Origin of the sequence: Solidesulfovibrio fructosivorans JJ], from assembly GCF_000179555.1 — a bacterium.
GTDB classification, from domain to species: Bacteria; Desulfobacterota; Desulfovibrionia; order Desulfovibrionales; family Desulfovibrionaceae; genus Solidesulfovibrio; species Solidesulfovibrio fructosivorans.
In genome coordinates, this window is record NZ_AECZ01000046.1 from 1 (window position 1) to 23,524 (window position 23,524).

The window sequence follows — 23,524 nt, forward strand, 5'->3', positions numbered from 1 at the left end:
AAAAAGTTTTTGGGAGGGGAGAGCGCGAGAGGGGAACCCTTTTTTCAAAAAGGGTTCCCCTCTCGCACTTTTCCTTGCCCCTCTCTCTATCTCTTTCATCCCTAAAGCATCTCCGTGACCGGCCGATACGGTTTGTGCAAACGGCGACAACCGGCAGCACAAAGGACGTTGGCCATGACCGTTCCCCATCCGCCCCTGACGATATTTAAGACCGCGCTCATCGTGACCGACAACGAAGGTCATGCCAAGATCGACCGCGATTTCCTCAAGCGCGCCCGCATTCCGGCCTCGCGCCATACGACCTCGGGCATCGAGGCGCTGGCGCTTTTGCGCCGGGGTGGCTTCGACCTGGTCATTTGCGACGCCACCCTGGCCGACATGGACGGCCGCGATTTCGTGGCGGCGCTGCGGGCCGACGCGGCCCTGGCCGGACTCCCGGTCATCCTGACCATGCTCGACGGCCGGCGCGACGAAGTGCTGGCGGCGGTGCAGCTCGGCGTGGCCGGCATCTGCCTGCGCCCCTACTCCCAGGACACCTTCGACAAGCACCTGCTCATGGCCGGCCACATGGCCCGGTTCGCCGCCTCGGAAAAGGCCGCCCTGCTCCGGGCCGCCCACAGGGAAGCCGCCGGCGAAACGGATCAGGCCGCCCAGGACTTCGCCGCCGTGGCCGAAACCCCGGACGCCGCCCCGAAATATTTCGAGCAGGGCATGCTGGCCCTGGCCGGACGCGACTACGAACGGGCCATCATGGCCTTCCACAAGGCGCTGTCCATAAATGAATTTTTCGTCGAGGCCTACCTTGGCCTGGCCCGCGTCTGGCAGGCCAAGGGCAGCGCCAGGCGCTTTCGCCAGTTCATGAAGCAGGCGGCCTCGGCCTGCGCAAGGACGAAGCGTTTTCTCGAACTGCGCGACCAGTTCATCGACGCGCTCAAGAACGACGAAGCCGGGTTCAACCCGTTTCTGGCGCTGGGCAACGAACTGCTGCGCGACCGGCACTATACCGCCGCGGTGGCGCTTTTCCGCCATGCCCTGGAGCTGGCCCCCAAAAACGCCGACGCCTATCTCGGCCTGTCCAAGGCCTACCATTTCTTGCGCCGCCCCGATCTGGCCGAACGCGCCATAGGCAAAAGTGTGGCCCTAAACGGCCGCAACGAGGAAGCCCGGACCATCCAAAAGCGCCTGTCCGGCCAGCACGGCGACGGCGCTCCCCCGCTCCTGACGCCGCAAGCCGAAACGCCCGATCCCTCCTGCTACCCGCTGCTGCTGCGTGGCGTGCTCTATCTGGCCGGCATGGCCGCCGACGCTCTGGTCCGATCCAAGCGCCACGCCCGGGCGGCCTGATCCCACCGCGCATCCGAAAAAGGTTACCGCGATTTCATGCGGCCGCAATCCCAGGCGCGGCAACGGTTTTTCCGCCGCTCCCCCCGGGAGGCGCGGCACCGGCATTGCCTGCCGGCCGAAATTCGGGCATATTCTCCAAAGAGGCGCAAGCGTCGCCTCGGGAGGTAGACCATGTCTGACGCCATCACACCGGCCGGTCAGACCGAGGCCACTCCCCCCGGCCGTTTCGAGGCGTTGCCGCCCGGCCATTTCGAAGCCGGGCCTCCGGGTGCCGTCAGCATATCCCCGGCCGGGGCAGTCTCGATTACACCTCCGACGGGGACAGTCGAAATTCCCCTGGGCGGTTCCGTACAGGTGCCGCTCGGCGGGAGCATCGAAGTGCCCCAGGGAGGCATCGTCAACATCCGGCTCTGATGCCGGCGTCCCGGTGGGACGCCCAGGGGGCCGACAACCCTGTGAACCGTTATGCATGCAACCCGTCCTTTCCGTTTCCGCCTCGTCGCCTGTCTGCTTCTGATCCTTGCGGCCGCCATGTTCTCCGGGTGCTCCGCGCGCATTAACCATTGGGAGGACACCGACCCGAAGGTGCTGTTGGCCGAGAAGGTCAAGCACAGCAAATACGCCTACCTGCGCTATGCCGAGGCCGAGGAGGAAGCCAAACGGGACGGCAACCCCCAGGCCGCCGAACGCTACAGGCAGGCCAAGGAAAAGGCCCTGGCGGAGTACAACCGCGCCGAGCAGGACCTGGCGGGCTACCAGGCCAGGCAACACGCCGCCAAGTCGGCGAAGTAACATCGCCGGCGTTACCTCCCGCCACGAAAAAGGGCCGCTTCCGAGGAAGCGGCCCTTTTCTTGTCGTCTCGGGCGATGCTCGCGGTGTTCGGCGATCAGGCCCCGGCCGTCTCTTCGGGAACGGCCCGGGCCGGCGCGCCGGTGCGCGGCTTCAGTCCCGAGCCCAGATCCAGCAGGATGGGGCTGGCCACGAAGATCGAGGAATAGGTGCCGGCCAGGATGCCGATGAGCATGGCCAGGGCGAAGTCGTGGATGACCGCGCCGCCGAAGAAGTACAGGCAGGCCACGGTGATGAGCGTGGTCCCGGCGGTCAGGATGGTGCGCGAAAGCGTCTCGTTGATGCTGATGTTGATGACCTGCTCGAAGGGCAGGGTCTTGCCCACGTTGCGGTTCTTTTCCCGGATCCGGTCGTAGACGATGATGGTGTCGTTGAGCGAATAACCGAGGATGGTCAAAAGCGCCGCCACGATGGTCAGGTCGAATTCCTTGTCCAGAAGCGAAAAGAGGCCGATGGTGATCAGGGCATCGTGCAAGTCGGCCACCACCGCCCCCAGGGCGTATTTGAGCCGTAGCACGTAGCACAGGGCCATGGTGATGATCATGGCCGCGACGATCAGCCACACCGTGGACGCGCCGAAAAGCTTGAGCACGTAAATGCCGCCGGCAAGTCCCGCCGCCATCATGCCCGCCGCCATCCAGCGCTTCTCGAACCGGCCGGAAATATAAATGGCGATCAGCAGCACCGAATAAAAGATGGCTTCCAGGGCCTTGCCGCGTAGGTCCGCGCCGACCTTGGGGCCGACCATCTCCAGGCGCTGGACGTCGAGTCCCGCGTTCGGAAAAGCCTTGCCCAGGGCCGTTTCCACGGCGGTTCGCACGTTTTCCTGGTTGATGTCCTGGTCCGAGGCCCGGATGAGGTACTCGTTGGCCTCGGCCTGGCCGAAGCGCTGCACGGCCACATTGGAAAGCCCGGCCGCGTCCGCGGCCTTGGTCAGTTCGGCCACGTCCATGGCCTTGGCGAAACGGACCTGAATGGACAGGCCGCCGGCGAAATCGACGCCATAGCGCGGTCCGCCCTTGACGGCCAGGGACACGAAACCGGCCACGATCACGGCGGCCGAGACCAGATAGGCCAGCTTGCGGTACTTGAGAAAATTGATTTTCGTGCCGGGCCGGATCAGCTCCAGAACCATCGTCTCCCCCTTCGGGTGTTGCGGGATTGCCGGGCTATTGGACGCACGGCGGCATGACGCCCGTGCCTTCGGGCGCACAGGCGTCGCACCTTCCGCCAAATGCGCGCGCCTTGTCAAGCCTGCCCGGCGGATGGCGGGCGGGCCCCAAGGGCGCGCGGGCGCGCGACGTGGCTACTCGCCGGATGCCATGGGCACGGGGGTCAGTCCCCGAAACTCCAAAGCGCGGGATTTGAGCGGTTCGGGATGGCGCGGGTCCATGGTCCTTGTCGCCGTGTCGGCAAAAAGGCTTCTGGCCAACAAGCGACTTCCCGGGGAACTCAACTCATGGGCTTGAATGCACAAAAAGGCGAAAAGCACTGCAAACAAGACAAGACGCAAGACATCAGACATCCAGGGACTCCTTGTTCGCTGTTTTGCCCGGCAACCCCTCCCGGTTGCAAGGCTGGCGCGGTGTCCGCAGGCATAAACGATACAAGCAATTTGTTTTCCGGTAGCACAATACACAGAGAATGCAACCGGCGTCATGCGATTGAAACATGGAGCGGGGGCGGACCGCTACGGCCCGCCCCGCCTGTCATCGGGACGCGTTATCCCGGCGCCGATGACACCCTTGCCGCACATTTTTTTTAAAAAAATACGCAGGTATTTTTCGGGACGACGTCACCGCCAATACTTGAGAAAAGGACTTTGGGGCGTCAAGACCAGGCGCGTGTCCTTGGAGAGCCCGTTGCGATAGGCCTCCAGACTGCGGCTGAAGGAGAAGAACTCCGGGTCCTTTCCCACGGCCTCGGCCCAGACCGACGTCGCCGCGGCATCGCCCTCGCCGCGCAGCACCTGGGCCTGACGCTCGGCTTCGGCCAAAATCACGGTGCGGTCCTTGTTCGCGGCGGACTTGATCTTTTCCATCTCCTCGTAGCCTTCGGAGCGGTAGAGCTTGGCTTGGCGCTCACGCTCGGCCCGCATGCGGCCGTAGATGGCCTGGGCGTTTTCCGGCGGCAGGTCGGTGCGCTTGATGCGCACGTCCACCACCTGGATGCCGTAGGGCGCGAGCAGCTCCGTGGACTTCTTGGTCACCTCGGCCATGATCGAGGCCCGTTTTTCCGAGACCACGTCCTGCAAGGTGTACTGCCCGAGCGCCACGCGCACCTCGGCGTAGATGATGTCGTCGAGGCGGGCATGGGCCCGGCCCACGGTGCGAAGCGTCCGGTAAAAAAGCAGGGGATCGGTGATGCGCCAGCGGGCGTAGTTGTCCACCACGAGGTTTTTCTTGTCCAAGGTGAGGACCTCGGCCGCCTTGGCGTCGTATTGGAGAAGCCTCGCATCGAAAAAGACCACGTTTTGCACAAAGGGGATCTTGGCGTGCAGCCCGGGCTCCTTGGTGTCGCCCGTCGGTTTGCCGAGTTGCAGCACGATGGCCGTTTCGGTCTGGTCCACCTCGTAGACCGTCTGAAAGACGGCCAAGAGCGCGATAAAGGCCACCACGGCGGTGATGATCAGGGAATTTTTCACGGACGGCCTCCCTTGGCCGCCGGGGCCGGTTGGGGCGTCGCCTTGGACGCCTGGGCGGCCCGAGCCGCCGCGCCGCCGGCCTGGGGCAACGCCCCGAGCGGCAGGTAGGGCAGGACCTTGCCGGCCGCGTCGCTGCCGAGAATGATCTTCTCCACGCCGGGGCTGTCGAAAACGCTTTCCATGGTCTCGATATACAGGCGCTCGCGCGTGACGTCCTTGGCCTTTTCGTAGGCGTCGCGCAGGGCCGCGAAACGGTCCGCGCCGCCCTTGGCCCGGCGGATCGTCTGTTCCTTGTAGGCGGCGGCCTCGTTGATGATGCCCGCCGCCCGGCCCCGGGCCTTGGGCAGGATGTCGTTGGAGTAGGCGTCGGCCTCGTTTATGAGCCGGCTTTTGTCCTCGCGGGCGCTGGCCACGTCCTTGAAGGCGTCGACCACCTCGCGGGGCGGGTGCACGTCCTGGAGCTGCACGGCCGTCACTTCGATGCCGGAATCGTAGCGGTCGAGCATATACTGGAGAAGATCCTTGGTGTCGGCCTGCACCTTGAGCTTGCCCGAGGTCAAAACGGAGTCGATCTTGGCCTTGCCCATGACCTCGCGCATGGCCGCCTCGGCCGCGCTTTTGAGCGTCTCGTCGGGCTGGGCGATCTTGAAGAGGTAATCCACGGGGTTGCCGATCTGGTATTGCACGCTGAACTGCACGTCCACGATGTTCTCGTCGCCCGTGAGCATGAGCGACTCCTCGGGCACGCGCCGGTTCTGCAACGATTCGCCCTGGCGGCCGTAGACGGAGCGGAAGCCGATCTCCACCCGGCGCACCTGCGAAACCTTCGGGGTCTTTACGGTTTCGACGGGAAACGGTAAGTGATAATGCGGTCCGGGACCGGTTGTGTAGGCATAGGCGCCGAAACGCTGGACCACGCCGGCCTCGTCGGGTTCGACGATATAGATGCCGCTGGCGATCCATAAAATCGCCACGACAATGATGACGATTTTCGGCCCGCCGGGGAGCCGTTCCCGCAGAGCGGAAAATTTCTTGCCCAGGTCCTCGCCGACGCGGCCCGGGTCAGGCATCTGCGACCCGTAACGGCGTTTTTGCTCCGTGAGCTTGTCCCAATCCCAGTTCATTCAAGGCGGCATAGGAGAGATGGGGGGGAAGGTCAAGGGACGCCCGCCGTGTCCCCCGTTTCGCCGAACGCGCCAGGAGGTACTATGAAGCCAGTGTCGCCCGGGGTTTTCCGGGCCTACGACATCCGGGGCATCGTGGATGTGGATTTCGACCCGGACTGGGTGGAACTGCTCGGCCGCGCGGCCGGCACGTTTTTCGCGCGCCGGGGGCAGATGCGCGCCGTGCTCGGCCACGACTGCCGTCTGACCTCGCCCGAGTACCAGGCCCGCCTGGCCGCCGGGCTCGTCGCCTGCGGCATCGACGTGACCTGTCTCGGCATGGTGCCGACCCCGGTGTTCTACTACGGGGTCAAGGCCCTGGCCCGCAGGGCCGGCATCATGGTCACGGCCAGCCACAACCCGCCGGAGTTCAACGGCTTCAAGATATGGTCCGGCGAGACCACCATCCATACCGACGCCATCCGGGAGATCTACGACATCATGGCCGCCGGCGAATTCGCTAAGGGTTCGGGCGTGGTCTGCGAACACAACATCAAACCGTCGTACGTCGAGCATGTCTCCGAGCAGATGGTGCTGTCCCGGCCGGTGACGGTGGTCGTCGACGGCGGCAACGGAGCCGGCGGGCTCATCTGCGCCGAGGTGCTGCGCCAGTGCGGGGCCAATGCCATCCCGCTCTACTGCGAACCGGACGGCCGGTTTCCCAACCACCATCCCGATCCGGTGATCCTGGAAAATGTGGCCGACCTGGCGGCGCGGGTCGTGGCCGAAGGCGCGGATTTCGGGGTCGGGCTCGACGGCGACGCCGACCGCATCGGCGTGGTGGACGAGTCCGGCAAGTTGCTCTACGGCGACCAGGTGCTGGCCATCTATGCCCGGGGGGTGCTGGCCACGCATCCGGGGGCCACGGTCATCGGCGAGGTCAAATGCAGCCATCTGCTTTATAAGGATATCGCCGCCCATGGCGGGGAGCCGATCATGGCCGCCACGGGCCATTCGCTGATCAAGTCGCGCATGAAGGAAACGGATGCCACCCTTGCCGGCGAGATGAGCGGGCATATGTTTTTCGCCGACCGCTACTACGGCTTCGACGACGCCATTTACGCCGCCGCCCGGCTGGCCGAGATCGTGGCCGCCTCGGACGCGCCGCTCGGGCGGATGCTCGCCGACTGGCCGGAGACGGTCAACACGCCGGAAATCCGCATGGACTGCCCGGACGCCATCAAGTTCAAGGTGGTGGAAAAGGCGCGTGACTTTTTTAAAGGCCGCTACGACGTCATCGACGTGGACGGGGTGCGCCTGACCTTTCCCGACGGCTGGGGCCTTTTGCGCGCGTCCAACACCCAGCCGGTGCTGGTGCTGCGCTTCGAGGCCGAAACGCCGGAACGTCTGGCGGCAATCCGCCGTATCATCGAAGAACCCGTGGCCGGCTGGATCGCCGAGCTTGGCGGTTAGGGGGAGAGGGAAAGACGATGCGAGAGGGGAAACCCTTTTGCAAAGGGTTCTCCCCTCTCGCGCTCTCCCCTTCCTAAACCTTTTACCTTTTGTAAGGTCAGACTTTTTTTCAGGATATCATTCCCTATTTGGTGTATGGGAAAGCATCTGAAAAGGGAAAAAGGCCACAGGCTCACCGGCAAGGAGGAGACCATGCGCCAAGCCGTGCTGACTATTTTGTTCGTCCTGGCGACCGTCATTCCGGCCGCCGCCCAGGATTTCCGCCCCAACCAGGCCCTTGGCGACATGCTCTCCAAGAAGTCCTACATCGCCCAGCCGAACAATGCCGGCGGGAAAAACATCCTGGACAACAGCTGCATCTTCAAGGACAGCTTCGCCCTTTCGCCCTCCGAGCCCCTGGACGAGGCCTGCAACATCCCGGCCGCCGTGGCCAAGTTCACGACCCAATACGGCCAGCCGGCCTCCACCGCCCCGGCCCCAGGCGGCAAGACCATGCTCGAGTACTTTCTCCTGTATAACAACAACAGCTACCACGTGAAAATCTTCCTCGGCTGCTCCGGCGCCAAGACCGAATTTTTCGCCATGGTCGAGTGCAAGGTGGAGCGGAACCGGGCCAAGCCCGGGCCGCCCAAGGACAAGAGGTCGTTCTGGAAGAAGATCTCGCCGTTTTGATTTTTCTGCGCGTCCGCGACCGGCGGGATGTTCGAAGCGCCGCCCCGATTTGCCCCTTCCCCCCGTTTCGGGCACTATGACGGCAAAATCGACCCCCCGGATACAACGCATGCGCATATTCAAGTGGCTTTTTCTCCTGGCCGTCATCGCCGGGGCCGGGCTTTTCGCCTGGAAACACTACACCAAGAAAGCCGAACCGCCCCGCGTGCTGGCCACGGCCGAAGCCAAAATCGGCGACGTGCGCAAGGTCCTCGAGGCGACCGGCATCATCAAGGCCCAGGTCGGGGCCATCGTCAAAATCGGCGCCCGGGCCACCGGCACCATCAAGGAAATGAACGTCAAGGTCGGCGACGAGGTGCACAAAGGGCAGCTCATCGCCGTCATCGACGACCGGGAACTGCGCGCCGGCCTGGCCGAGGCCGAAGCCAAGCTCGAACGCGCCAGCGCCGAACTGGGGCAGGTCGAAGCCGTCTACCCCAAACGCATCGCCGAGGCCCAGGCCGAACAGCGCCTGTCCGAGGCCAAGAGCGAATACGCCGCCAGCAACCACAAGCGCCAGCAACAGCTTTTCAACAAGGAACTCATCGCCCGCGACGTGCTCGAGGCCGCCCGGCGCGACGCCCTGGTCGGGCACAACGAAGTCCTGGCCAAACAGGCCTCCCTGGTGCGCCTGACCACCGAATTCGACAAGGAACGCCTCAAGGCCCAAAAAGCCAAGGAAGAGGCGCAAGCCGTCATCGACTCCATCAAGACCAAGATTTCCTACACCCGCATCGTCAGCCCCATCAACGGGGTGGTGGCTTTCGTCACCTCCCAGGCCGGCGAGACCGTGGTGGCCGGGTTGCAGGTGGCCAACCTCATCACCGTGCTCGACCCCACGCGCCTGGAAATGTGGATCTACGTGGACGAGACCGACGTCGGCCAAGTCAAACCCGGCATGCCCGTGGAGTTTCGGGTCGACGCCTACCCGGCCACCACCTTCAAGGGCAGCGTGAACCAGATCTACCCCCAGCCGGAAATCCGCGACAACATCGTCTATTATCAGGCCCTGGTGCGCCTGGACACCAAGGAGTCGATGCGGCTGCGTCCGGAAATGACCACCCAGTGCCAGATCGTGGTCCAGGAAAAAAAGGACGTGTGCGTCATCCCCAACGCCGCCCTCAAGTGGATCGGCGACCGGCAGGTGGTCTTCGCCGTCGGCGAGGGCGGCGCCGTGCACGAGCTGCACCCCAAGCTCGGCCTCGAAGGCCTCAATGAGACCGAAGTGCTCGAAGGCATCGCGCCAGGACAAAAAGTGGCCACCCGCATCGTGCTGCCGGGCCTTGTCGCGCCGGCCATAAACGCCCCCAAACCCAACCGGCCGACCGCGCGATGACCTCCCCCGCCGCCCCGGCCGCCCCTGGGGAACGCCCCGCGCTCATCGAGCTTGCCGACGTGACCCGGACCTACGTCATGGCCGGCATCGCCCACACCGTGCTCGACGGGGTGACGCTTTCCATCGCGGCCGGGGAATTCGCCGCCATCATGGGCCCCTCCGGTTCCGGCAAATCCACCCTGCTCCACATCCTGGGGCTTCTCGACCGCCCGAGCGAAGGCAGCTATCGCTTTGCCGGCCGCGATACGGGCTCCCTTGACGACGACGCGCTCTCGGAGCTTCGAAACCGCGCCATCGGCTTCGTCTTTCAAAGCTTCTACCTCATCCCCTACGCCACGGCCCTCGACAACGTGCTGCTCCCCGGCCTCTACAGCCCGATGCCCGGACAGGTCCTGCGCCGCCGGGCCGAGGAACTGCTGGCCAAGGTGGGCCTGGCCGAGCAGGCCGGACACAAGCCCTCCCAGCTCTCCGGCGGCCAGCAGCAACGCGTGGCCCTGGCCCGGGCCCTCATCAACGACCCGGACCTGATCCTGGCCGACGAGCCCACCGGCCAGCTCGATTCCGCCACCAGCGCCGAAATCATGGAATTGCTCGCCTCGATCAACCGCGACTCCGGCAAGACCGTCATCGTCGTCACCCACGACCAGGCCACGGCCGCCTACTCCGGCCGGCAGATCCTCGTCCGCGATGGCCGCGTGGCGTAACGCCGGGCGTCTCGCCCGCACCTTATGGCGCATCCAGCGCATGGCCGCCCTGGCCCTTTGGGCGCATAAGGCCCGAAGCCTTTTCGTGGTGGCCGCCGTGGCCATGGGCGTGGCGGCGCTGACCGTCATTGTCGCCTCGGTGGACGGCGCGCGGCGCAAGGCGCTCGAGATCGTGGATTTTTTCGGACCGGACGCGGTCATGGTCATCGGCGGGGACATCGAGAACCGGCCCGTGGGCCAGCGCGTCAACACGCTGTCGTTCTCCGACGCCCGGACCATCGCCCGCTCCCTGCCCGGGGCCTACGCCGTGCTGCCCATGCGCTCGGTGCGGGCCGTCACCCTCAAATACGGCAACAGGAACCACGAATCCCCGATCGTGGTCGGGGCCACGGAAAACTACGCCAAGACCTGGAACTGGCCCCTTGCCGAAGGCCGCGACCTCTCGGCCGACGACATCACCCACGCGGCCAAGGTGGCGCTTATAGGCGACGAACCGGCCAAGGAGCTCTTCGGCGACGCCTCGCCCATCGGCCGCACCATCCAGGTCGGCACCCTGCCCGTGCAGATCGTCGGCCGCCTGGCCTACCGGGGCTTGAGCGGCGGCGGCCACGACGTGACCATCGACGACCGCATCATCATGCCCATCACCACACTCACCCAGCGCTTCAACCTCGACCGCAAGTATTTCCGGGGCCTGCGCGTCAAATTCCACGACCCGGAGCACATCGACGCGGCCAAGGACAACCTGCGCGCCCTGCTGCGCCATCTACACAAGCTCGGTCCCACGGAAAACGACGATTTCACCATCATCTCGGCCAGTGAAATCCTCAAATTCCTTACCGCCTTCACCGGCGGGCTGGTGGCGTTTCTGGGGGTGACGGCGGCTGTCGCCATCATCGTCGGCGGCTTCGTGCTGGCCAACCTGATGTTTTTAAGCGTCAGCGAGCGCAAGGTGGAAATCGGCCTGCGCAAGGCCGTGGGCGCGACCAGGACGGCGATAACGGCCCAGTTTCTGTCCGAGGCCCTCTACCTGACGCTGGCCGGATCGCTCTGCGGCATAGGGCTCGGGGTGGCCCTTGGCGAATCGCTGTCCCGGCTCGGGCTGCTGGAGCTGCGCCTGTCGCCCAAGATCTTTTTCCTGTCGCTTCTGGCGGCGCTTGCCATCGCCCTGGTTTTCGGCCTGAGCCCGGCGCGCAAGGCGGCCTCACTGGACCCCATCGAGGCCCTGCGCGGCGGCGGCGAATGAGACGGATATCCCGAGCGGACGGAAAAGGCCTGCCGCCCGACCGGCCGCGGACGCGGCCGGCCAGGGGCAAGGGCGTTACGAGGTGGACGACGTGCCCCGGTACTGCGGGGACTTCTCGATCAGGTCGGTCAAAAGCAGCACCATGGACAGGTCGCGCTTGTTTTGCGGCGTGACGGCCGAAAGCACGTAGTCTTTGAGCGACGCTCCGGTGCCCGGCAAATCCTTGCCCTCTCCCTGCCGGATGTTGTGGACGGCTTCCAGGAACGACAGCAACAGGTACGGCCAGACATCATCATAATAGAGGTGGTAGTCGAGTATCTCCTTGATCTTGAAGATCGCATACATGATGTTTTCGGATTCCCTGTAATCCCTGGTCCACAGGTCCCGATCGCTGAGCTGGGGACGCCCGGGCGACAGGTTCGTCGCCATCCCCCGTACCGGCTCCCGCGCCCGTCGATGGTCGTCGAGATACATGATTTGAGCCATGTGCCTCCCTCCCTGGCGGCTTTGCCGTCCGGCTTCCCGCCGGACGTTCGAATCTTACCCCCTTTTCGGCCGCTTTCCGGATTCCTTTAGCGCCTCGAAAATAGTTTATTACAATAGTATCATGTCAGAAGCATTGGAAATAACGATTTCACCCGGCACGCCGGTCCGCGTAAAGAGGAAGCATCTCAATCCGTCAGCCTGGAGGAAGCCATGACCGATGCGGCCCATATGGCCTTGTGGGAGAGCCTCGACCTCGACATACCGGCCCACGACGCCTTGCTTACGGTGCTGGGCAAGTTTTACGGCGACATCTATCTGTCCCAGCAGGGACGCCTCAAGGGAGCGGAGTATCTGGATTTCGTGCTGTCCGAGGTGCACGGGCTGCGCATCAAGGAGATTCAGGACGCCAAGGCGACCGGGAAAAAAGTGGTGGGCACCTTCTGCGTGTTCGTGCCCGAGGAGCTCACCCTCGCCGCCGACGCCATCCAGGTGGGGCTTTGCGCCGGGGCCAAGGCCGGGACCGAAAAGGCCGAGACCCTCGTGCCGCGCAACACCTGCGACCTCATCAAATCCTTCGTCGGCTTCAAGCTGGCCAAGCTTTGCCCCTACACCGAATCCTGCGACCTGGTGGTCGGGGAAACCACCTGCGACGGCAAGAAAAAGGCCTACGAGGCCTTTGGCGAACATGTCCCCATGCACGTGATGGAAGTGCCCCAGTGCAAGGGACCCCGCGACCGCGACCTCTTCCGGGCCGAGCTTACGCGCTACAAGGACGCGCTGGAAAAGCTCACCGGCAACACCATCACCGCCGCCGCCCTGGCCGCGGCGACCAAGGTCGTCAACGCCAAGCGGCAGGCCCTCCAGCGCCTGGCCAGGTTGCGCAGCGCCGATCCGGCCCCCATCTCCGGCCGCGACGCCCTCCTCGTCAACCAGATCAGCTTCTACGACGACCCGGTGCGCTTCACCGCCAAGATAAACGAGCTGTGCGACGAGATGGAAGCCCGCATCAAGGCCGGCCAGGGCGTGGCTCCGTCCGGAACGCCAAGGCTCCTTCTGGCCGGCTGTCCCATGGCCGTGCCCAACTGGAAGCTGCCCTACCTGATCGAAAGCTCCGGCGCGGTGATCGTTGGCGAGGAATCCTGCATCGGCGAACGCAACACGCGCGATTTCACCGACGAGACGCCGACGGACCTGGACGGCATGCTCGACGCCCTCACCGATCGCTACATGAAGATCGACTGCGCCTGCTTCACGCCCAACACCGAACGCCTGGACCACATCGCGGCCATGGCCAAAGAACTCGGGGCCGACGGCGTGATCCACTACGGCTTGCTCTTCTGCCAGCCCTACGCCCACGAGGCGCTGAAGGTGGGGAAAGCCATGGAGGCGGCCGGCCTGCCCTACCTCGCCATCGAGACGGATTACGGCATGGAGGACGCGGGCCAGCTCAAGACCCGGGTCGAGGCCTTTGTGGAGACGCTTTCATGAGCACCTACGCGGGCCTGGACATCGGCTCGCGCAGCATCGAACTGGTGGTGCGCGGCGGCGGGGAGACCATCGCCTCCCGCCGCCTGGCCACCACCTACGACCCGGCTTCCCGGCTGCGGGAGCTCTTTGCGGACGGCGCGCCGCAGCGGCTTGCCGTCACCGGCTACGGCCGGGAGCTGGCCCGGGAACTTTTTCCCCAGGCCCTGACCCTGACCGAGATCAAGGCCCACGCCATGGGCGCGGCCCAGCTCTTTCCCGAGGCCCGCACCCTGCTCGACATCGGCGGCCAGGACACCAAGGCCGTGGCGCTTTTGCCCGGGGGCAAGGTCGGCCGGTTCGAGATGAACGACCGCTGCGCCGCCGGCACGGGCAAATTTCTGGAAATGACGGCCACGGTCTTCGGCATCCCGGTGGAGGAATTCGGCCGGCTGGCCCTGACCGGCAGTCCCGATGCCCCGGTCATCGGCTCCATGTGCACGGTCTTCGCCGAGACCGAGGCCACGACGCTCATGGCCCGGGGCACGCCCCCGGCCGACATCGCCCTGGGCCTGCACCGGGCCATCGTCGCGCGCACCGCGGCCATGCTCGCCCGGGTGGGGCTGGCCGCGCCCCTGGTCTTCGTCGGCGGCGTGGCCCGCAACCCCTGCGTGGTCCGGCTTCTTTCCGAAACGCTCGACGCGCCGCCGCTTGTCCCGGATGCGCCGGAAATGACCGGAGCCCTGGGCGCGGCCCTGTGGCTCGAGACCCGGACGCCGTAGGCTCCGGCCGCTCCGTTCCCCTGGTGGCCGCCGCGGGGCCTGTCCCTGCCGACTGGCAGTGCCCTGTGCCCGTGCCGTCACGGGCACAGGGCACTGCGCGCCACCAAGCGTGACAGTACTCCCTCCAATAAAAATAAATAGATGCCTTTTCATAATTATATTAACTATCACGAATATAAATAATTATTAATAGGCAACTAATTTCTTGTCATTCACCATTCCCCAGCGTAAAAGAAAGCTGCGTCACGCTCCGGATTAGCCACCGGAGCGTGCGCGAGCGCGTTGCTTCGTATCCAACGAAAGCCGCAAGTTGTGGAGGAAGGGAAAATGAGAAATCTTACGAGCTTGGCCCTGGCGGCCGTCATGGTGCTCGGCGCGATCGCCGCCGCCCATGCCGCCACCGAGGTCAAAATGACCGGTGATGCGCGTGTCTATGGAAACTTCTTTGAAAACCGCAACTATACCGGTTGGAACAAGACCGGCACCAAAACCGGCGACGACTTCGAGATCTGGGAGCGCTTTCGCCTGCGTTCCGACTTCATCGCCAACGAGGCCGTGAAGTTCCGTCTGGGCATCAAGGTGGAAGACGTCTGGGGCCACGGCACCTTCACCGCCGCCAACCCGGACACCGCCGTCCAGGTCGACCTGGCCTACCTGCAGTTCATGCTGCCCGGTTGTGACGGCGTCCAGGTGACGGCCGGCCTCCAGGACGTGAACCTGCCCCAGAGCGGCCTGTTCTACGGCAACCCGGTCTGGAACGACAAGATGGCCGCCCTGGTCGTCACCGCCCCCATCATCGACAAGAACCTGTCGGTCATGGCCGGTTTCGGTCGCCTGATCGACACCAACCGCACCTATGACTCCACGACCACCCAGGTGGCCGACGAACTCGACGCCTACTTCCTGGCCCTGCCCATCACCGTTGACGGCTTCAAGGCCATCCCGTGGGGCATGCTCGCCGTGGCCGGCCGCAATGCCAACTACACCTACAAGGATACCACGGACGTCGCCGAATGGGGCAACACCTACGCCAACACCCTGGTGTCCGCCGCCAGCTCCTCCAACATGACCACCCCCGGTTCGGTGGGCTACTGGAAGAACGACCAGAATCCTTACTTCTGGGTCGGGGGCGCGTTTGAAGTCACCGCCCTGGATCCGGTCAAGTTCTATGCCGACGTGATCTACGGCGCCGGCGCCCAGAGCGACCACAAGGCCGCCCAGCGCCAGGGCTGGATGGTCGACGCCGGTGTCGAATACACCGGCCTCGACGTGGTCACCCCGCAGGTGTTCGCCTTCTGGTCCACCGGTGAGGACAAGTCCACCATGAACGGCTCTGAGCGCATGCCTTACATGCGGTCGGAGTGGGGCCCGGGCAACAGCTTCCTGTTCGACAGCAGCCAGGAACTCGGCAAGGGTTCCAACATGTACACCGACCCCGTGGGCAACTACGGCATCGGCGCGTCGCTCAACAACATCTCCTTTATCGACAAGCTGACCAACCGGTTGACCTTCGTGTACGTGCGCGGCAACAACTCCCCGCGCGCCATCCGCAACGCGCGGCTTTACCTCAACAACTCCTACTTCACCATGGGCCATGACCTGAGCTACAACGACTACGTCATGGGCCTCAACTTCGACACGAAGTACATGATCTACGAAAACCTGGCCGCGGTCATGGAAACCGGCTGGGCTCACGGCCAGTTCCAGGAAAGCGTCTGGGGCCATCGCCTGGTCAGCCAGTCCGAGGCCAACGGCAACAACGCCTGGAAGGTCGCTTTCGGCCTGACCTACAAGTTCTAGAAGCGACTGTCGGATACGGCACGCGCAAGGGGGCCTTCGGGCCCCCTTTTTTATGGCTCGCCCGGGCGTCCTGTTGACGCCGCCGGGGAGGCGCTGCACACTGCCGTGAAAATCCGCCTCCGCGCGAATGCGGCAAGGAGATCCCATGGCCAAGCAGATCGTCGTTCCCAAAGGCGCGCCCGCGCCCATCGGTCCCTATTCGCCCGGCGTTTGGGCCGGAGACTTGTTCTTCGTTTCCGGACAGACCCCCATCGACCCGGCGACCGGGGCCATTGTGGCCGGGACCGTCGCCGACCAAGCCCGCCAGTCCATCGCAAACGTGCGGACCATCCTCGAAGCCGCCGGCCTCGGCCTGGACCACGTGGTGAAGGCCACCCTGTTCATCAAGGACATGAACGACTTTGCGACCATAAACGAGGTCTACGCCGCGCACTTCGCCAAGCCCTATCCGGCCCGGTCCTGCGTCGAGGTGGCCCGGTTGCCCCGGGACGTCCTGGTGGAGATCGAAGTGGTGGCTAGCAGGTCCTAAGAACCGGTCCGACGCCGCCGCCCCGGCCTTGACTTTCCCGCCTTTGCCGGGAAATGATATCCGGTTGTCAATCACACGGGAGCGCGCGCATGATCGACGGAAAAGGTGCCGGAGGGGATTCCGGCGGCAAGAGGTTTCGGGCAGCCCGGATTTTTTCCGTGCCCGAAGACGTCAAGTTCCTGGATACCCTGGAACTGACGCGGTTGTCCGAGGCGTTTTCCGCCTGGACCGAACGGTCCGGACGGCCCGATGTGACCGTCTCCCGCAACCGGGTGCGGCTGATCTACCTCATGTTGCGCCACACCGGGGCGCGCCTTGGCGAGGTGCTGGCCTTAAACGACCGCACCGACGTCAACCTCGACACCCTGTCCGTCAATTTCAGCGGCGGCAACGGCGGCGAGGGGCGCGAGGTCCAGATTCCGGCGGAGCTCGGCGACGCGTTGGCCGCCGTGTTCGACGATCCGGCCTATGCCTCGCTGCGGGGCAACCTTTTTCGCCTGGACCAGGGGCATGTGCGCCGCAAGTTTTACGAGCGAGCCGAGGAATGCGGCTTCACCAAGGAGCTGGTGAACCCGAGCACCATCCGCCGGTCCCGCGCCGTGGAGCTCTTGCGCGACGATGTGCCGCTGCCCGTGGTGCAGCGCATCCTGGGCCATTCCACAGCCGACCTCACCGCCGCCTTCCTGCATCTGCCCGAAGAACAGCGCCGCAAGGTGGAGCGGCAGGTGCTCACCCGCGAAACCCGCCGCACCAGCGCCCGAAACGCGTTTTTCGGCCGCGTGGCCCAGGTCCACAAGGGGGACATCCAGTCCCGGGTCGTGGTCGAAAGCCTGGGCGGCCATGCCGTGTCCTCGGTGATCACCAACGAAAGCGTCAAAAACCTCGGCGTGACCGAAGGCTCCTTCGTCACGGCCGAGATCAAGGCCCCGTGGGTGGTGCTCGAAACCTGCGACGAGATGCCGCGGGCCACGGCCACCAACCGCTTTCTCGGCGAGGTGGAGCTGGTGCGCCTGGGCGAGCTTACGGCCGAGGTCATCGTGGCCCTGTCCGACGGCACGCGGCTTTGCGCCCTGGTCACTACCAAAAGCGTGCGCGAACTCGATTTGGTCGAGGGGCAAAAGGTCTGGGCCATGTTCAACGCCTTCGCCGTGGTGCTCCACGTCGATTGAGCCCTTTCGCCAGGACGATCAAGGAAGGGAGGGGACGACCATGAAGAAATTCATCGTTTGCCTGGACGGCTCCGAACTGTCCCAGCGCGCCCTGGAACGGGCCCTCGACGCCGCCCGGTGCGTTGACGCCGAGATCCTGGCGATCACGGCCGTGGAGGCCCTGTCCTTTTTCGATTGCAAGACCGAGGACTGCGAAAAGACCTTCAGCCACATCATGCGCGAACCCAAGAAGATCCTGGCCGATGCCGAGGAGATCGCCCGGGAGCGCGGCATGACCATCCGCACCCTGGCCGAGCCCGGACGCCCGGCCGAGACCGTGGCCCGCATCGCCCGCCAGGAAGAAGCCGACGAAATCTACCTGGGCAGCCGGGGCAAAGACGATGTGGAAAAGCTGCTGCTCGGCAGCGTGTCCACCCGACTCGTCCAGATCGCGCCCTGCACCGTGATCGTGGTGCGCTGAGCCTCAGGCCTCGTCGCGAAGCCCTTGGTGGCCGCGCAGGCGGCACATGAGCGCCTCGGACAGCCAGATGCCGACGAAAACGCCGAGCGCATTGGCCACGGCGTCGCCCAGGCTGGCCGAGCGTCCCGGCACGAACGACTGGCCCCACTCCAAAAGACAACCCAGGCCGATCATGGCGTAGGCGGCGGCCCGGGCGCGCCCGCCACGGACAAATCCCCACAGCGGCAGCCCCCCGAGCCAGGCGTAGGTCGCGGCATGGTAGAGCTTGTCCGCGTTCCAGAAATCGATCGGCAGCTCCAGGCGCGGCAGAAGCGACACGGAGATCGTGGCGGCCACGGAAACGAGCCATACGGCCAGGACCACCCTGCGGAAAAGCGGCGTTTCGATCATACAGGTTCCTACCGGGGAAAACCTTTCTTGCGGAAAGGTTCTTCCCCCGGGCCCCTTTCCAAAGATTCTTTATAGTAACAGGGTGTTACCGTCAGTCCTCTGCAACGGGGAAAAATTGGGGAAGGAGAGCGCGCGGAAAGGGGAAAGAATCCTTTTCAAAAGTTCCCCCTCTCGCAGCATCCCGAACCTACCCGCGCTCCCGGCAAAAGACCAGCACGGCGGGTGATGGGTATGGGGCGAATTTTTCGCCCGCTCTCCGTTCAAGAAAGTCCGCCAAAACAGCGCGCTTCGCCCGTATCCGGCTTCGAGCGCACCGGGCCTCCCTTGGGTGGGATTATTTTTCGCCTTCATGAGCGCCAGAGGGATTATTTTACGCCTGATTGTTATCTCCAGCAGCCGGATATTTCCTCTAATTGTTTTATATAAAAGACGTTCCATTTCCGGCATGATTCATGCTAAATACCCGGCGAGGTTTCGCCATGTCGGATGTTTCGTCAACCAGCAACACGCCCCGCCGTTGTCCCCGCGTCTGTCTGGCCTGCCACGGGCAGCGCCTGGCCACGCTCCTGGAAACGGCTACCACCATGCGCTTGTTTCGCTTCGAGGCGAAGGGCATCGTGGAGGAAGCCGTCTGGGCCATGCCCGACGAGGGCTTGCCCGGACTGGCCCTGCTTTTGGCCAGGGCGGGCGTGGCCTTGCTCGTATGCGGCGGGGCGACGTGTTGCTGTCTCAGACATTTTTCCCGGCGCGGCGTCGCCGTGGCTCCGTGGATCGCGGGCGAGGTGCCCGCGGTCCTCGACGCCCTGCGCCAAAACCGTCTGGAAACCCTGCTCGCGCCGGGCGCTCGCCAGGCCCTGGAGGCGTCGCGGCGCGGGGGCACCAAAATACAACGTCTGGAGAGCGAATCATCATGAACGAACAAGGGTTGCACGACTTGAACGAGGAAATCAAAAAGAAACCGCCCACCGGCTTCGACAAGGTCAAGGCCGTGGTGGTGGTGCTCTCTGGCAAAGGCGGCGTGGGCAAATCCACGGTGTCGGCCAATCTGGCCGCCGGGCTGGCCATGGAAGGCAAGCGCACGGGGCTCCTCGACGTGGACGTCCACGGCCCGAGCATCCCCCGCCTGCTCAAGCTCACCGGCAACCGACCCGGCATGCAGGAAAACCGCCTGCTCCCCGTGGAGTGGCACTGGAACCTGGGCGTCATGTCCATCGGCTTCCTGCTCCCCGGCAAGGATGACGCCGTCATCTGGCGCGGCCCGGCCAAGGCCGGCGTGATCCAGCAGCTCTCGGAGCAGGTGGAATGGGGCGAACGCGACGTGCTCGTGGTCGACTGCCCCCCCGGCACCGGCGACGAACCCCTGTCCGTACTCCAAATCTTCGGTGATAAGACCCTGGCGCTCATCGTCACCTCGCCCCAGGACGTGGCCGTGGACGACGTGCGCCGCTCCATCACCTTCTGCCACCAGCTGAGCACCCCCATCATCGGCATCGTGGAGAACTTAAGCGGCTTCGTCTGCCCGTCCTGCGGCGCGGTCCACGACATCTTCAGCGCCGGCGGCGGCGAAAAGCTCGCCTCCGAGGCCGGCGTGCCGTTCCTCGGGCGCATCCCCATCGACCCCGAAGTGGCCCGCTCCGGCGACGACGGCGACGTCTTCCTGGCCGTGGCCGGCAAAAGCCCCTCGGCCGTGGCCTTCAAAAAGGTCATCGCCAAGGTCATCGAGTCCCTGAACAACCCGCCGGCGCGGCCGGCCGCGCCCAAGGAATAAGGCCATGGCCACGGAACGCGATCCGAACGATCCGCTGTCCATGGTCCTCGACGTGTTCGAGGAGGAACAGCAGGCCGCGCTCATCGAACGCTTCGGCGAAAAAGGGTTCCAGATCTGGCACGATGCGCCCAACCGGACGCGTCTGGCCGAACCGACCGCCGTCGGCCGTGTCAAGGGCTCCTGCGGCGACACCATCGTCATCGCCCTGGGAATCGAGGACGAGACCATCGTGGCCACGGACTTCGACACCGACGGCTGCGCCTCGAGCCAGATCGCCGCGGCCACGGCCGCCCGGCTGGCCAAGGGGCTCTCCCTCGACGAGGCCGTGGACATCGACGAGGCGGCCATTGTCGCGGCCGTTGGCCGGTTTCCCGACGACGACCGCCACTGCGCCTACCTGGCCGCCGCCGCCGTGCGCGAGGCCGTGCACCACTGGATGATCCAGGGCGGCGCGCTGGCCGAGATGTTGCGAAAGGAAGCCTCCGGCGGCCAGGGGGAAACTTTTTGAAAAAAGTTCCCCCTCTGCCCCCCTTCAAGGACTTTCAAAGGGGGGCTGGAACAACGCCAAACCCGGAGAAAGGAGTTTGTCATGAGTGAGATGATCGCCATCAGCAGCGAAGGCCCGAACATGGACGACGCCGTGGATTCGCGCTTCGGCCGGGCGGCCGGCTTCGTGCTGGTCGGACCGGACGACCAGGCAACCTGGCTCGATAATGGCGCGTCCCAGGCCATGGCCCACGGCGCGGGCATCGAAACGGCGCGGCGCATCGCCGAAGCCGGAGCCAAGGTGCTTTTGACCGGCGTTGTCGGCCCCAAGGCGGCCAGCACGCTCAAAACCGTGGGCGTGCGCGTGGTCGAAGGCATGGAAGGCCTGACCGTGCGCCAGGCCGTGGACAAATACCGCGCCGGAGCGGGGGCCTAGCTCCATGCGCGTGAGCATCGCCAGCGGCAAGGGCGGCACCGGCAAGACCACCGTGTCCGCCGCCCTGGCCTCGGTCTGGACCGAGGCGGTGGGAACGCCGGTCGTTGCCGTGGACTGCGACGTGGAGGAACCGAACCTCCATTTGTTCCTGCGCCCGCTCATCACCGACACCCATATCGCCAACATCGAAATTCCGGTCATCGACGTGGAATTGTGCACGCGCTGCGGGGCGTGCCGGGAAATCTGCCAGTTCGCGGCCATCACCATCCTCGGTGACACGCCCGTGGTCTTCGACGAGATGTGCCACGGCTGCGGCGCCTGCGCGGCGGTGTGCCCCTTCGGGGCCATCGGCGCCGGCGCCCGCGAGCTCGGGCGTATCGAGGAAGGCGCGGCGGGAGCCATCACCTTCCTGAACGGCCGGCTGCGGGTGGGCGAGGCCATGAGCCCGGCGCTCATCCGGGCCGTCCTGGCCCGGCTGGAGGAAGTTCTCGCCGCGCGGGAAACCGGACCCGCGCCGGATGTGATCTGCGACGCCCCGCCCGGGGTGAGCTGTCCGGCCGGGGCCGCCGTGTCCCGCTCCGACGCCATCGTGCTGGTCACCGAGCCCACGCCGTTCGGCATCCACGACTTCCGGCTCGCGGTGGAGGCGTTCTCCCCCTTTGGCGGGCCCATGGCCGTGGTGATCAACCGGGCCGGACCGCCCGAGGACGAGATCGAGGACATCTGCCGCGAGGCGAAGCTCCCCATCCTGGCCCGCATTCCCGACGACCGGACCGTGGCCGAAGCCTATGCCCGGGGCAAGCTCCTGCCCGAGGTCTCGCCCGACTACCGCGAACTGACGCTCAAGCTGGCAAAGGATGTGGCCCGTCTTGCCCCGGAGGCCCGCCATGCGTGAAATCATTGTCCTAAGCGGCAAGGGCGGAGCCGGCAAAACCTCGGTCACGGCCGCGTTCGCCGCCCTGGCGCGCAAAAAGGTCGTCTGCGACCTCGACGTCGACGCCCCGGACCTGCACATCCTGCTCGATCCGTCCGACGAGGCAAAGGAGCCGTTCATCTCGGGCAACCTCGCCGTCATCGACCGGGACCTCTGCGACGGCTGCGGCATCTGCAAGGAAACCTGCCGCTTCGACGCCGTCATCGCCGGCCCGGACGGCAAATGCCGCATCGAGGAAAGCCGCTGTGAAGGCTGTAAGGCCTGCGTGGTGCTGTGCCCCCGGCAGGCCATCGCCTTTCCGCCGCGCACCTGCGGCTTTTCCGCCATCGCCGCCACCCGCTTCGGGCCGCTGGTCCACGCGAGGCTCGACCCCGGCGCGGAAAACTCCGGCCGACTGGTCATGCTGCTCAAGCAAAAAGCCCGCAAGCTGGCGGAAATGGAAGGCCTCGACCTGATCCTGTGCGACGGCGCGCCCGGCATCGCCTGCCCGGTCATAAGCGCCCTGTCCGGCGCGACAATGACCGTGCTCGTCACCGAGCCCACGCCCTCCGGCACCCACGACCTCAAGCGCGTGGCCGACCTGTGCGCCCACTTCAAACTGCCGGCCGGGGTCATCATCAACAAGGCCGACCTCAATCCCGACGAGGCGGCCCGCATCGAGGACTATTGCATCCAAAACGGGCTGACCCTGCTCGGCCATCTGCCCCATCACCCGGATGTGACCCGGGCCATGGTGGCCAGAAAAACTTTGCCCGAATACGGAGGCCCCCTGGTCGACGACATCCGCCGCCTGTGGGACGCCACAATCGCCCTGGCCGATACCTGCGCCAAGGGCAAATAAGAAGGAACACACTATGGAAACCTGTCGTATCGCCATCCCCTCCACCCAGCCCGGTGGCATGGACAGCGCCGTGGGCGCGCACTTCGGTCACTGCGACTGCTACACCGTGATCGACGTGGCCGACGGCCAGATCACCAAGGTCGACACCCTGCCCAACGTGCCCCACGTCCAGGGCGGCTGCATGGCCCCGGTCAACCACCTGTCGGAAAACGGCGTCACCGTGCTCCTCGCCGGCGGCATGGGCATGCGGCCGCTGATGGGATTCAACCAGGTCGGCATCAAGGTCTACCACGGCGGCGACGCCCCGTCCGTGGGCATGGCCGTGCAGGCCTTCCTGTCCGGCAAGCTGCCCGAATTCTCCATCAACCATACCTGCGGCGGCGGTATGGCGTAAGAAGGAAGAATGCCTCCGGCGGCCCGGGGAAACCTTTTTTGAAAAAAAGGTTTCCCCGGGACCCCTTCCCAAAAACTTTACCGGGCCTCGCCTGGCGCGCGCGCACCGCATGGCCGCCCTTTTCCCCGGCTGGCGGGAAGGGGGGACCGGGGGGCCCGTGGCCTCCCGGCGGGG

27 protein-coding genes are annotated in these 23,524 nt (G+C 65.2%); 21 read left to right on the forward strand and 6 right to left on the reverse strand.

All coding sequences use genetic code 11. The features are described 5' to 3' along the window. Nucleotides 1-174 precede the first annotated feature (174 nt). From DESFRDRAFT_RS19035 to DESFRDRAFT_RS19045, 3 genes are all read left to right on the forward strand, one after another. Complete coding sequence (locus tag DESFRDRAFT_RS19035) at nt 175-1,344, forward strand: response regulator (RefSeq protein ID WP_005996704.1); 1,170 nt, start codon at nt 175-177, stop codon at nt 1,342-1,344. A gap of 171 nt (nt 1,345-1,515) precedes the next feature. After that, nucleotides 1,516-1,758: a hypothetical protein gene (locus DESFRDRAFT_RS19040; protein WP_005996706.1), complete on the forward strand. Its 243-nt coding sequence runs from the start codon at nt 1,516-1,518 to the stop codon at nt 1,756-1,758. 51 nt (nt 1,759-1,809) lie between these two features. Continuing rightward, nucleotides 1,810-2,136, forward strand: coding sequence for a hypothetical protein (locus DESFRDRAFT_RS19045; RefSeq protein WP_005996708.1), 327 nt, complete (start codon nt 1,810-1,812; stop codon nt 2,134-2,136). 95 nt (nt 2,137-2,231) lie between these two features. On the opposite strand, the gene secF is transcribed toward DESFRDRAFT_RS19045, so the two are convergent. The 4 genes from secF to hflK all read right to left on the reverse strand — a co-directional run bounded on the left by secF (nt 2,232) and on the right by hflK (nt 5,962). Further along, on the reverse strand, nt 2,232-3,329 hold the full coding sequence (gene secF, locus DESFRDRAFT_RS19050; RefSeq protein ID WP_005996710.1) for a protein translocase subunit SecF: 1,098 nt from the start codon (nt 3,327-3,329) through the stop codon (nt 2,232-2,234). A 171-nt stretch (nt 3,330-3,500) separates the two neighbouring features. Further along, nucleotides 3,501-3,629, reverse strand: coding sequence for a hypothetical protein (locus tag DESFRDRAFT_RS23170; RefSeq protein WP_272913131.1), 129 nt, complete (start codon nt 3,627-3,629; stop codon nt 3,501-3,503). A gap of 360 nt (nt 3,630-3,989) precedes the next feature. After that, on the reverse strand, nt 3,990-4,838 hold the full coding sequence (gene hflC, locus DESFRDRAFT_RS19060; protein WP_005996714.1) for a protease modulator HflC: 849 nt from the start codon (nt 4,836-4,838) through the stop codon (nt 3,990-3,992). Continuing rightward, nucleotides 4,835-5,962 (reverse strand): FtsH protease activity modulator HflK, encoded by a 1,128-nt coding sequence (gene hflK, locus DESFRDRAFT_RS19065; protein ID WP_005996716.1) that lies wholly within the window; start codon nt 5,960-5,962, stop codon nt 4,835-4,837. The genes hflC and hflK overlap by 4 nt, the downstream gene beginning before the upstream one ends. A gap of 84 nt (nt 5,963-6,046) precedes the next feature. Between hflK and DESFRDRAFT_RS19070 the strand changes: the two genes are divergently transcribed. From DESFRDRAFT_RS19070 to DESFRDRAFT_RS19090, 5 genes are all read left to right on the forward strand, one after another. Beyond that, nucleotides 6,047-7,414 (forward strand): phosphomannomutase/phosphoglucomutase, encoded by a 1,368-nt coding sequence (locus DESFRDRAFT_RS19070; RefSeq protein ID WP_005996718.1) that lies wholly within the window; start codon nt 6,047-6,049, stop codon nt 7,412-7,414. A 192-nt stretch (nt 7,415-7,606) separates the two neighbouring features. After that, nucleotides 7,607-8,086, forward strand: a complete 480-nt coding sequence (locus DESFRDRAFT_RS19075) for a hypothetical protein (RefSeq protein WP_005996720.1) — start codon at nt 7,607-7,609, stop codon at nt 8,084-8,086. 109 nt (nt 8,087-8,195) lie between these two features. Then, nucleotides 8,196-9,461 (forward strand): efflux RND transporter periplasmic adaptor subunit, encoded by a 1,266-nt coding sequence (locus DESFRDRAFT_RS19080; protein ID WP_005996721.1) that lies wholly within the window; start codon nt 8,196-8,198, stop codon nt 9,459-9,461. Beyond that, on the forward strand, nt 9,458-10,165 hold the full coding sequence (locus tag DESFRDRAFT_RS19085) for an ABC transporter ATP-binding protein (protein WP_005996722.1): 708 nt from the start codon (nt 9,458-9,460) through the stop codon (nt 10,163-10,165). The genes DESFRDRAFT_RS19080 and DESFRDRAFT_RS19085 overlap by 4 nt, the downstream gene beginning before the upstream one ends. Further along, on the forward strand, nt 10,149-11,411 hold the full coding sequence (locus tag DESFRDRAFT_RS19090; protein WP_005996723.1) for an ABC transporter permease: 1,263 nt from the start codon (nt 10,149-10,151) through the stop codon (nt 11,409-11,411). Before DESFRDRAFT_RS19085 ends, DESFRDRAFT_RS19090 begins: the two co-directional genes overlap by 17 nt. Nucleotides 11,412-11,486: 75 nt before the next feature. Here DESFRDRAFT_RS19090 and DESFRDRAFT_RS19095 read toward each other — a convergent pair whose 3' ends face one another. Then, nucleotides 11,487-11,897 carry a hypothetical protein gene (locus tag DESFRDRAFT_RS19095; RefSeq protein ID WP_005996724.1) on the reverse strand — a complete coding sequence of 137 codons (411 nt, stop codon included), beginning with the start codon at nt 11,895-11,897 and terminating at the stop codon, nt 11,487-11,489. A 210-nt stretch (nt 11,898-12,107) separates the two neighbouring features. On the opposite strand from DESFRDRAFT_RS19095, the gene DESFRDRAFT_RS19100 reads away from it, so the two are divergent. From DESFRDRAFT_RS19100 to DESFRDRAFT_RS19125, 6 genes are all read left to right on the forward strand, one after another. Beyond that, nucleotides 12,108-13,385 (forward strand): double-cubane-cluster-containing anaerobic reductase, encoded by a 1,278-nt coding sequence (locus DESFRDRAFT_RS19100; RefSeq protein ID WP_005996725.1) that lies wholly within the window; start codon nt 12,108-12,110, stop codon nt 13,383-13,385. After that, nucleotides 13,382-14,143 (forward strand): acyl-CoA dehydratase activase, encoded by a 762-nt coding sequence (locus DESFRDRAFT_RS19105; protein ID WP_005996726.1) that lies wholly within the window; start codon nt 13,382-13,384, stop codon nt 14,141-14,143. Before DESFRDRAFT_RS19100 ends, DESFRDRAFT_RS19105 begins: the two co-directional genes overlap by 4 nt. 327 nt (nt 14,144-14,470) lie before the next feature. Continuing rightward, a complete protein-coding gene (locus tag DESFRDRAFT_RS19110) occupies nt 14,471-15,943 on the forward strand; it encodes an outer membrane homotrimeric porin (RefSeq protein ID WP_005996727.1) in 1,473 nt (490 codons plus the stop codon). A gap of 145 nt (nt 15,944-16,088) precedes the next feature. Further along, complete coding sequence (locus tag DESFRDRAFT_RS19115) at nt 16,089-16,472, forward strand: RidA family protein (protein ID WP_005996729.1); 384 nt, start codon at nt 16,089-16,091, stop codon at nt 16,470-16,472. Nucleotides 16,473-16,561: 89 nt separating this feature from the next. Continuing rightward, nucleotides 16,562-17,641 (forward strand): TOBE domain-containing protein, encoded by a 1,080-nt coding sequence (locus DESFRDRAFT_RS19120; protein ID WP_005996731.1) that lies wholly within the window; start codon nt 16,562-16,564, stop codon nt 17,639-17,641. A 40-nt stretch (nt 17,642-17,681) separates the two neighbouring features. Next, nucleotides 17,682-18,101, forward strand: coding sequence for a universal stress protein (locus DESFRDRAFT_RS19125; protein WP_005996733.1), 420 nt, complete (start codon nt 17,682-17,684; stop codon nt 18,099-18,101). A gap of 3 nt (nt 18,102-18,104) precedes the next feature. On the opposite strand, the gene DESFRDRAFT_RS19130 is transcribed toward DESFRDRAFT_RS19125, so the two are convergent. Next, the gene (locus tag DESFRDRAFT_RS19130) at nt 18,105-18,491 is read right to left on the reverse strand and encodes a VanZ family protein (protein WP_005996735.1); all 387 of its coding nucleotides are present in this window, start codon (nt 18,489-18,491) and stop codon (nt 18,105-18,107) included. Nucleotides 18,492-18,970: 479 nt separating this feature from the next. Between DESFRDRAFT_RS19130 and DESFRDRAFT_RS19135 the strand changes: the two genes are divergently transcribed. The 7 genes from DESFRDRAFT_RS19135 to DESFRDRAFT_RS19165 all read left to right on the forward strand — a co-directional run bounded on the left by DESFRDRAFT_RS19135 (nt 18,971) and on the right by DESFRDRAFT_RS19165 (nt 23,350). Next, nucleotides 18,971-19,405, forward strand: coding sequence for a hypothetical protein (locus DESFRDRAFT_RS19135; RefSeq protein WP_005996737.1), 435 nt, complete (start codon nt 18,971-18,973; stop codon nt 19,403-19,405). After that, nucleotides 19,402-20,259, forward strand: a complete 858-nt coding sequence (locus DESFRDRAFT_RS19140) for an Mrp/NBP35 family ATP-binding protein (RefSeq protein ID WP_005996739.1) — start codon at nt 19,402-19,404, stop codon at nt 20,257-20,259. The genes DESFRDRAFT_RS19135 and DESFRDRAFT_RS19140 overlap by 4 nt, the downstream gene beginning before the upstream one ends. Nucleotides 20,260-20,263: 4 nt before the next feature. Then, nucleotides 20,264-20,767 (forward strand): iron-sulfur cluster assembly scaffold protein, encoded by a 504-nt coding sequence (locus DESFRDRAFT_RS19145; protein ID WP_005996741.1) that lies wholly within the window; start codon nt 20,264-20,266, stop codon nt 20,765-20,767. An 81-nt stretch (nt 20,768-20,848) separates the two neighbouring features. After that, entirely contained in the window at nt 20,849-21,181 is a 333-nt protein-coding gene (locus DESFRDRAFT_RS19150) for a NifB/NifX family molybdenum-iron cluster-binding protein (protein ID WP_005996743.1), read from the forward strand. 4 nt (nt 21,182-21,185) lie between these two features. Continuing rightward, a complete protein-coding gene (locus DESFRDRAFT_RS19155) occupies nt 21,186-22,076 on the forward strand; it encodes a nucleotide-binding protein (protein WP_005996745.1) in 891 nt (296 codons plus the stop codon). Further along, a complete protein-coding gene (locus DESFRDRAFT_RS19160; protein ID WP_005996746.1) occupies nt 22,069-22,956 on the forward strand; it encodes an ATP-binding protein in 888 nt (295 codons plus the stop codon). The genes DESFRDRAFT_RS19155 and DESFRDRAFT_RS19160 overlap by 8 nt, the downstream gene beginning before the upstream one ends. Before the next feature lie 13 nt (nt 22,957-22,969). After that, complete coding sequence (locus tag DESFRDRAFT_RS19165; protein WP_005996747.1) at nt 22,970-23,350, forward strand: NifB/NifX family molybdenum-iron cluster-binding protein; 381 nt, start codon at nt 22,970-22,972, stop codon at nt 23,348-23,350. Nucleotides 23,351-23,524: the final 174 nt, after the last annotated feature.

Coding starts and splice junctions, on each gene's coding strand:
- DESFRDRAFT_RS19150 (WP_005996743.1), top strand. CDS start 20,849: ATGAGTGAGATGATCGCCATCAGCAGCGAAGGCCCGAACATGGACGAC.
- hflK (WP_005996716.1), bottom strand. CDS start 5,962: ATGAACTGGGATTGGGACAAGCTCACGGAGCAAAAACGCCGTTACGGG.
- DESFRDRAFT_RS19135 (WP_005996737.1), top strand. CDS start 18,971: ATGTCGGATGTTTCGTCAACCAGCAACACGCCCCGCCGTTGTCCCCGC.
- DESFRDRAFT_RS19165 (WP_005996747.1), top strand. CDS start 22,970: ATGGAAACCTGTCGTATCGCCATCCCCTCCACCCAGCCCGGTGGCATG.
- DESFRDRAFT_RS19090 (WP_005996723.1), top strand. CDS start 10,149: ATGGCCGCGTGGCGTAACGCCGGGCGTCTCGCCCGCACCTTATGGCGC.
- DESFRDRAFT_RS19125 (WP_005996733.1), top strand. CDS start 17,682: ATGAAGAAATTCATCGTTTGCCTGGACGGCTCCGAACTGTCCCAGCGC.
- DESFRDRAFT_RS19100 (WP_005996725.1), top strand. CDS start 12,108: ATGACCGATGCGGCCCATATGGCCTTGTGGGAGAGCCTCGACCTCGAC.
- DESFRDRAFT_RS19070 (WP_005996718.1), top strand. CDS start 6,047: ATGAAGCCAGTGTCGCCCGGGGTTTTCCGGGCCTACGACATCCGGGGC.
- DESFRDRAFT_RS19120 (WP_005996731.1), top strand. CDS start 16,562: ATGATCGACGGAAAAGGTGCCGGAGGGGATTCCGGCGGCAAGAGGTTT.
- DESFRDRAFT_RS19145 (WP_005996741.1), top strand. CDS start 20,264: ATGGCCACGGAACGCGATCCGAACGATCCGCTGTCCATGGTCCTCGAC.
- DESFRDRAFT_RS19035 (WP_005996704.1), top strand. CDS start 175: ATGACCGTTCCCCATCCGCCCCTGACGATATTTAAGACCGCGCTCATC.
- DESFRDRAFT_RS19040 (WP_005996706.1), top strand. CDS start 1,516: ATGTCTGACGCCATCACACCGGCCGGTCAGACCGAGGCCACTCCCCCC.
- DESFRDRAFT_RS19140 (WP_005996739.1), top strand. CDS start 19,402: ATGAACGAACAAGGGTTGCACGACTTGAACGAGGAAATCAAAAAGAAA.
- secF (WP_005996710.1), bottom strand. CDS start 3,329: ATGGTTCTGGAGCTGATCCGGCCCGGCACGAAAATCAATTTTCTCAAG.
- DESFRDRAFT_RS19080 (WP_005996721.1), top strand. CDS start 8,196: ATGCGCATATTCAAGTGGCTTTTTCTCCTGGCCGTCATCGCCGGGGCC.
- DESFRDRAFT_RS19130 (WP_005996735.1), bottom strand. CDS start 18,491: ATGATCGAAACGCCGCTTTTCCGCAGGGTGGTCCTGGCCGTATGGCTC.
- DESFRDRAFT_RS19045 (WP_005996708.1), top strand. CDS start 1,810: ATGCATGCAACCCGTCCTTTCCGTTTCCGCCTCGTCGCCTGTCTGCTT.
- DESFRDRAFT_RS19115 (WP_005996729.1), top strand. CDS start 16,089: ATGGCCAAGCAGATCGTCGTTCCCAAAGGCGCGCCCGCGCCCATCGGT.
- DESFRDRAFT_RS19085 (WP_005996722.1), top strand. CDS start 9,458: ATGACCTCCCCCGCCGCCCCGGCCGCCCCTGGGGAACGCCCCGCGCTC.
- DESFRDRAFT_RS19155 (WP_005996745.1), top strand. CDS start 21,186: ATGCGCGTGAGCATCGCCAGCGGCAAGGGCGGCACCGGCAAGACCACC.
- DESFRDRAFT_RS19105 (WP_005996726.1), top strand. CDS start 13,382: ATGAGCACCTACGCGGGCCTGGACATCGGCTCGCGCAGCATCGAACTG.
- DESFRDRAFT_RS19095 (WP_005996724.1), bottom strand. CDS start 11,897: ATGGCTCAAATCATGTATCTCGACGACCATCGACGGGCGCGGGAGCCG.
- DESFRDRAFT_RS19160 (WP_005996746.1), top strand. CDS start 22,069: ATGCGTGAAATCATTGTCCTAAGCGGCAAGGGCGGAGCCGGCAAAACC.
- DESFRDRAFT_RS19075 (WP_005996720.1), top strand. CDS start 7,607: ATGCGCCAAGCCGTGCTGACTATTTTGTTCGTCCTGGCGACCGTCATT.
- DESFRDRAFT_RS19110 (WP_005996727.1), top strand. CDS start 14,471: ATGAGAAATCTTACGAGCTTGGCCCTGGCGGCCGTCATGGTGCTCGGC.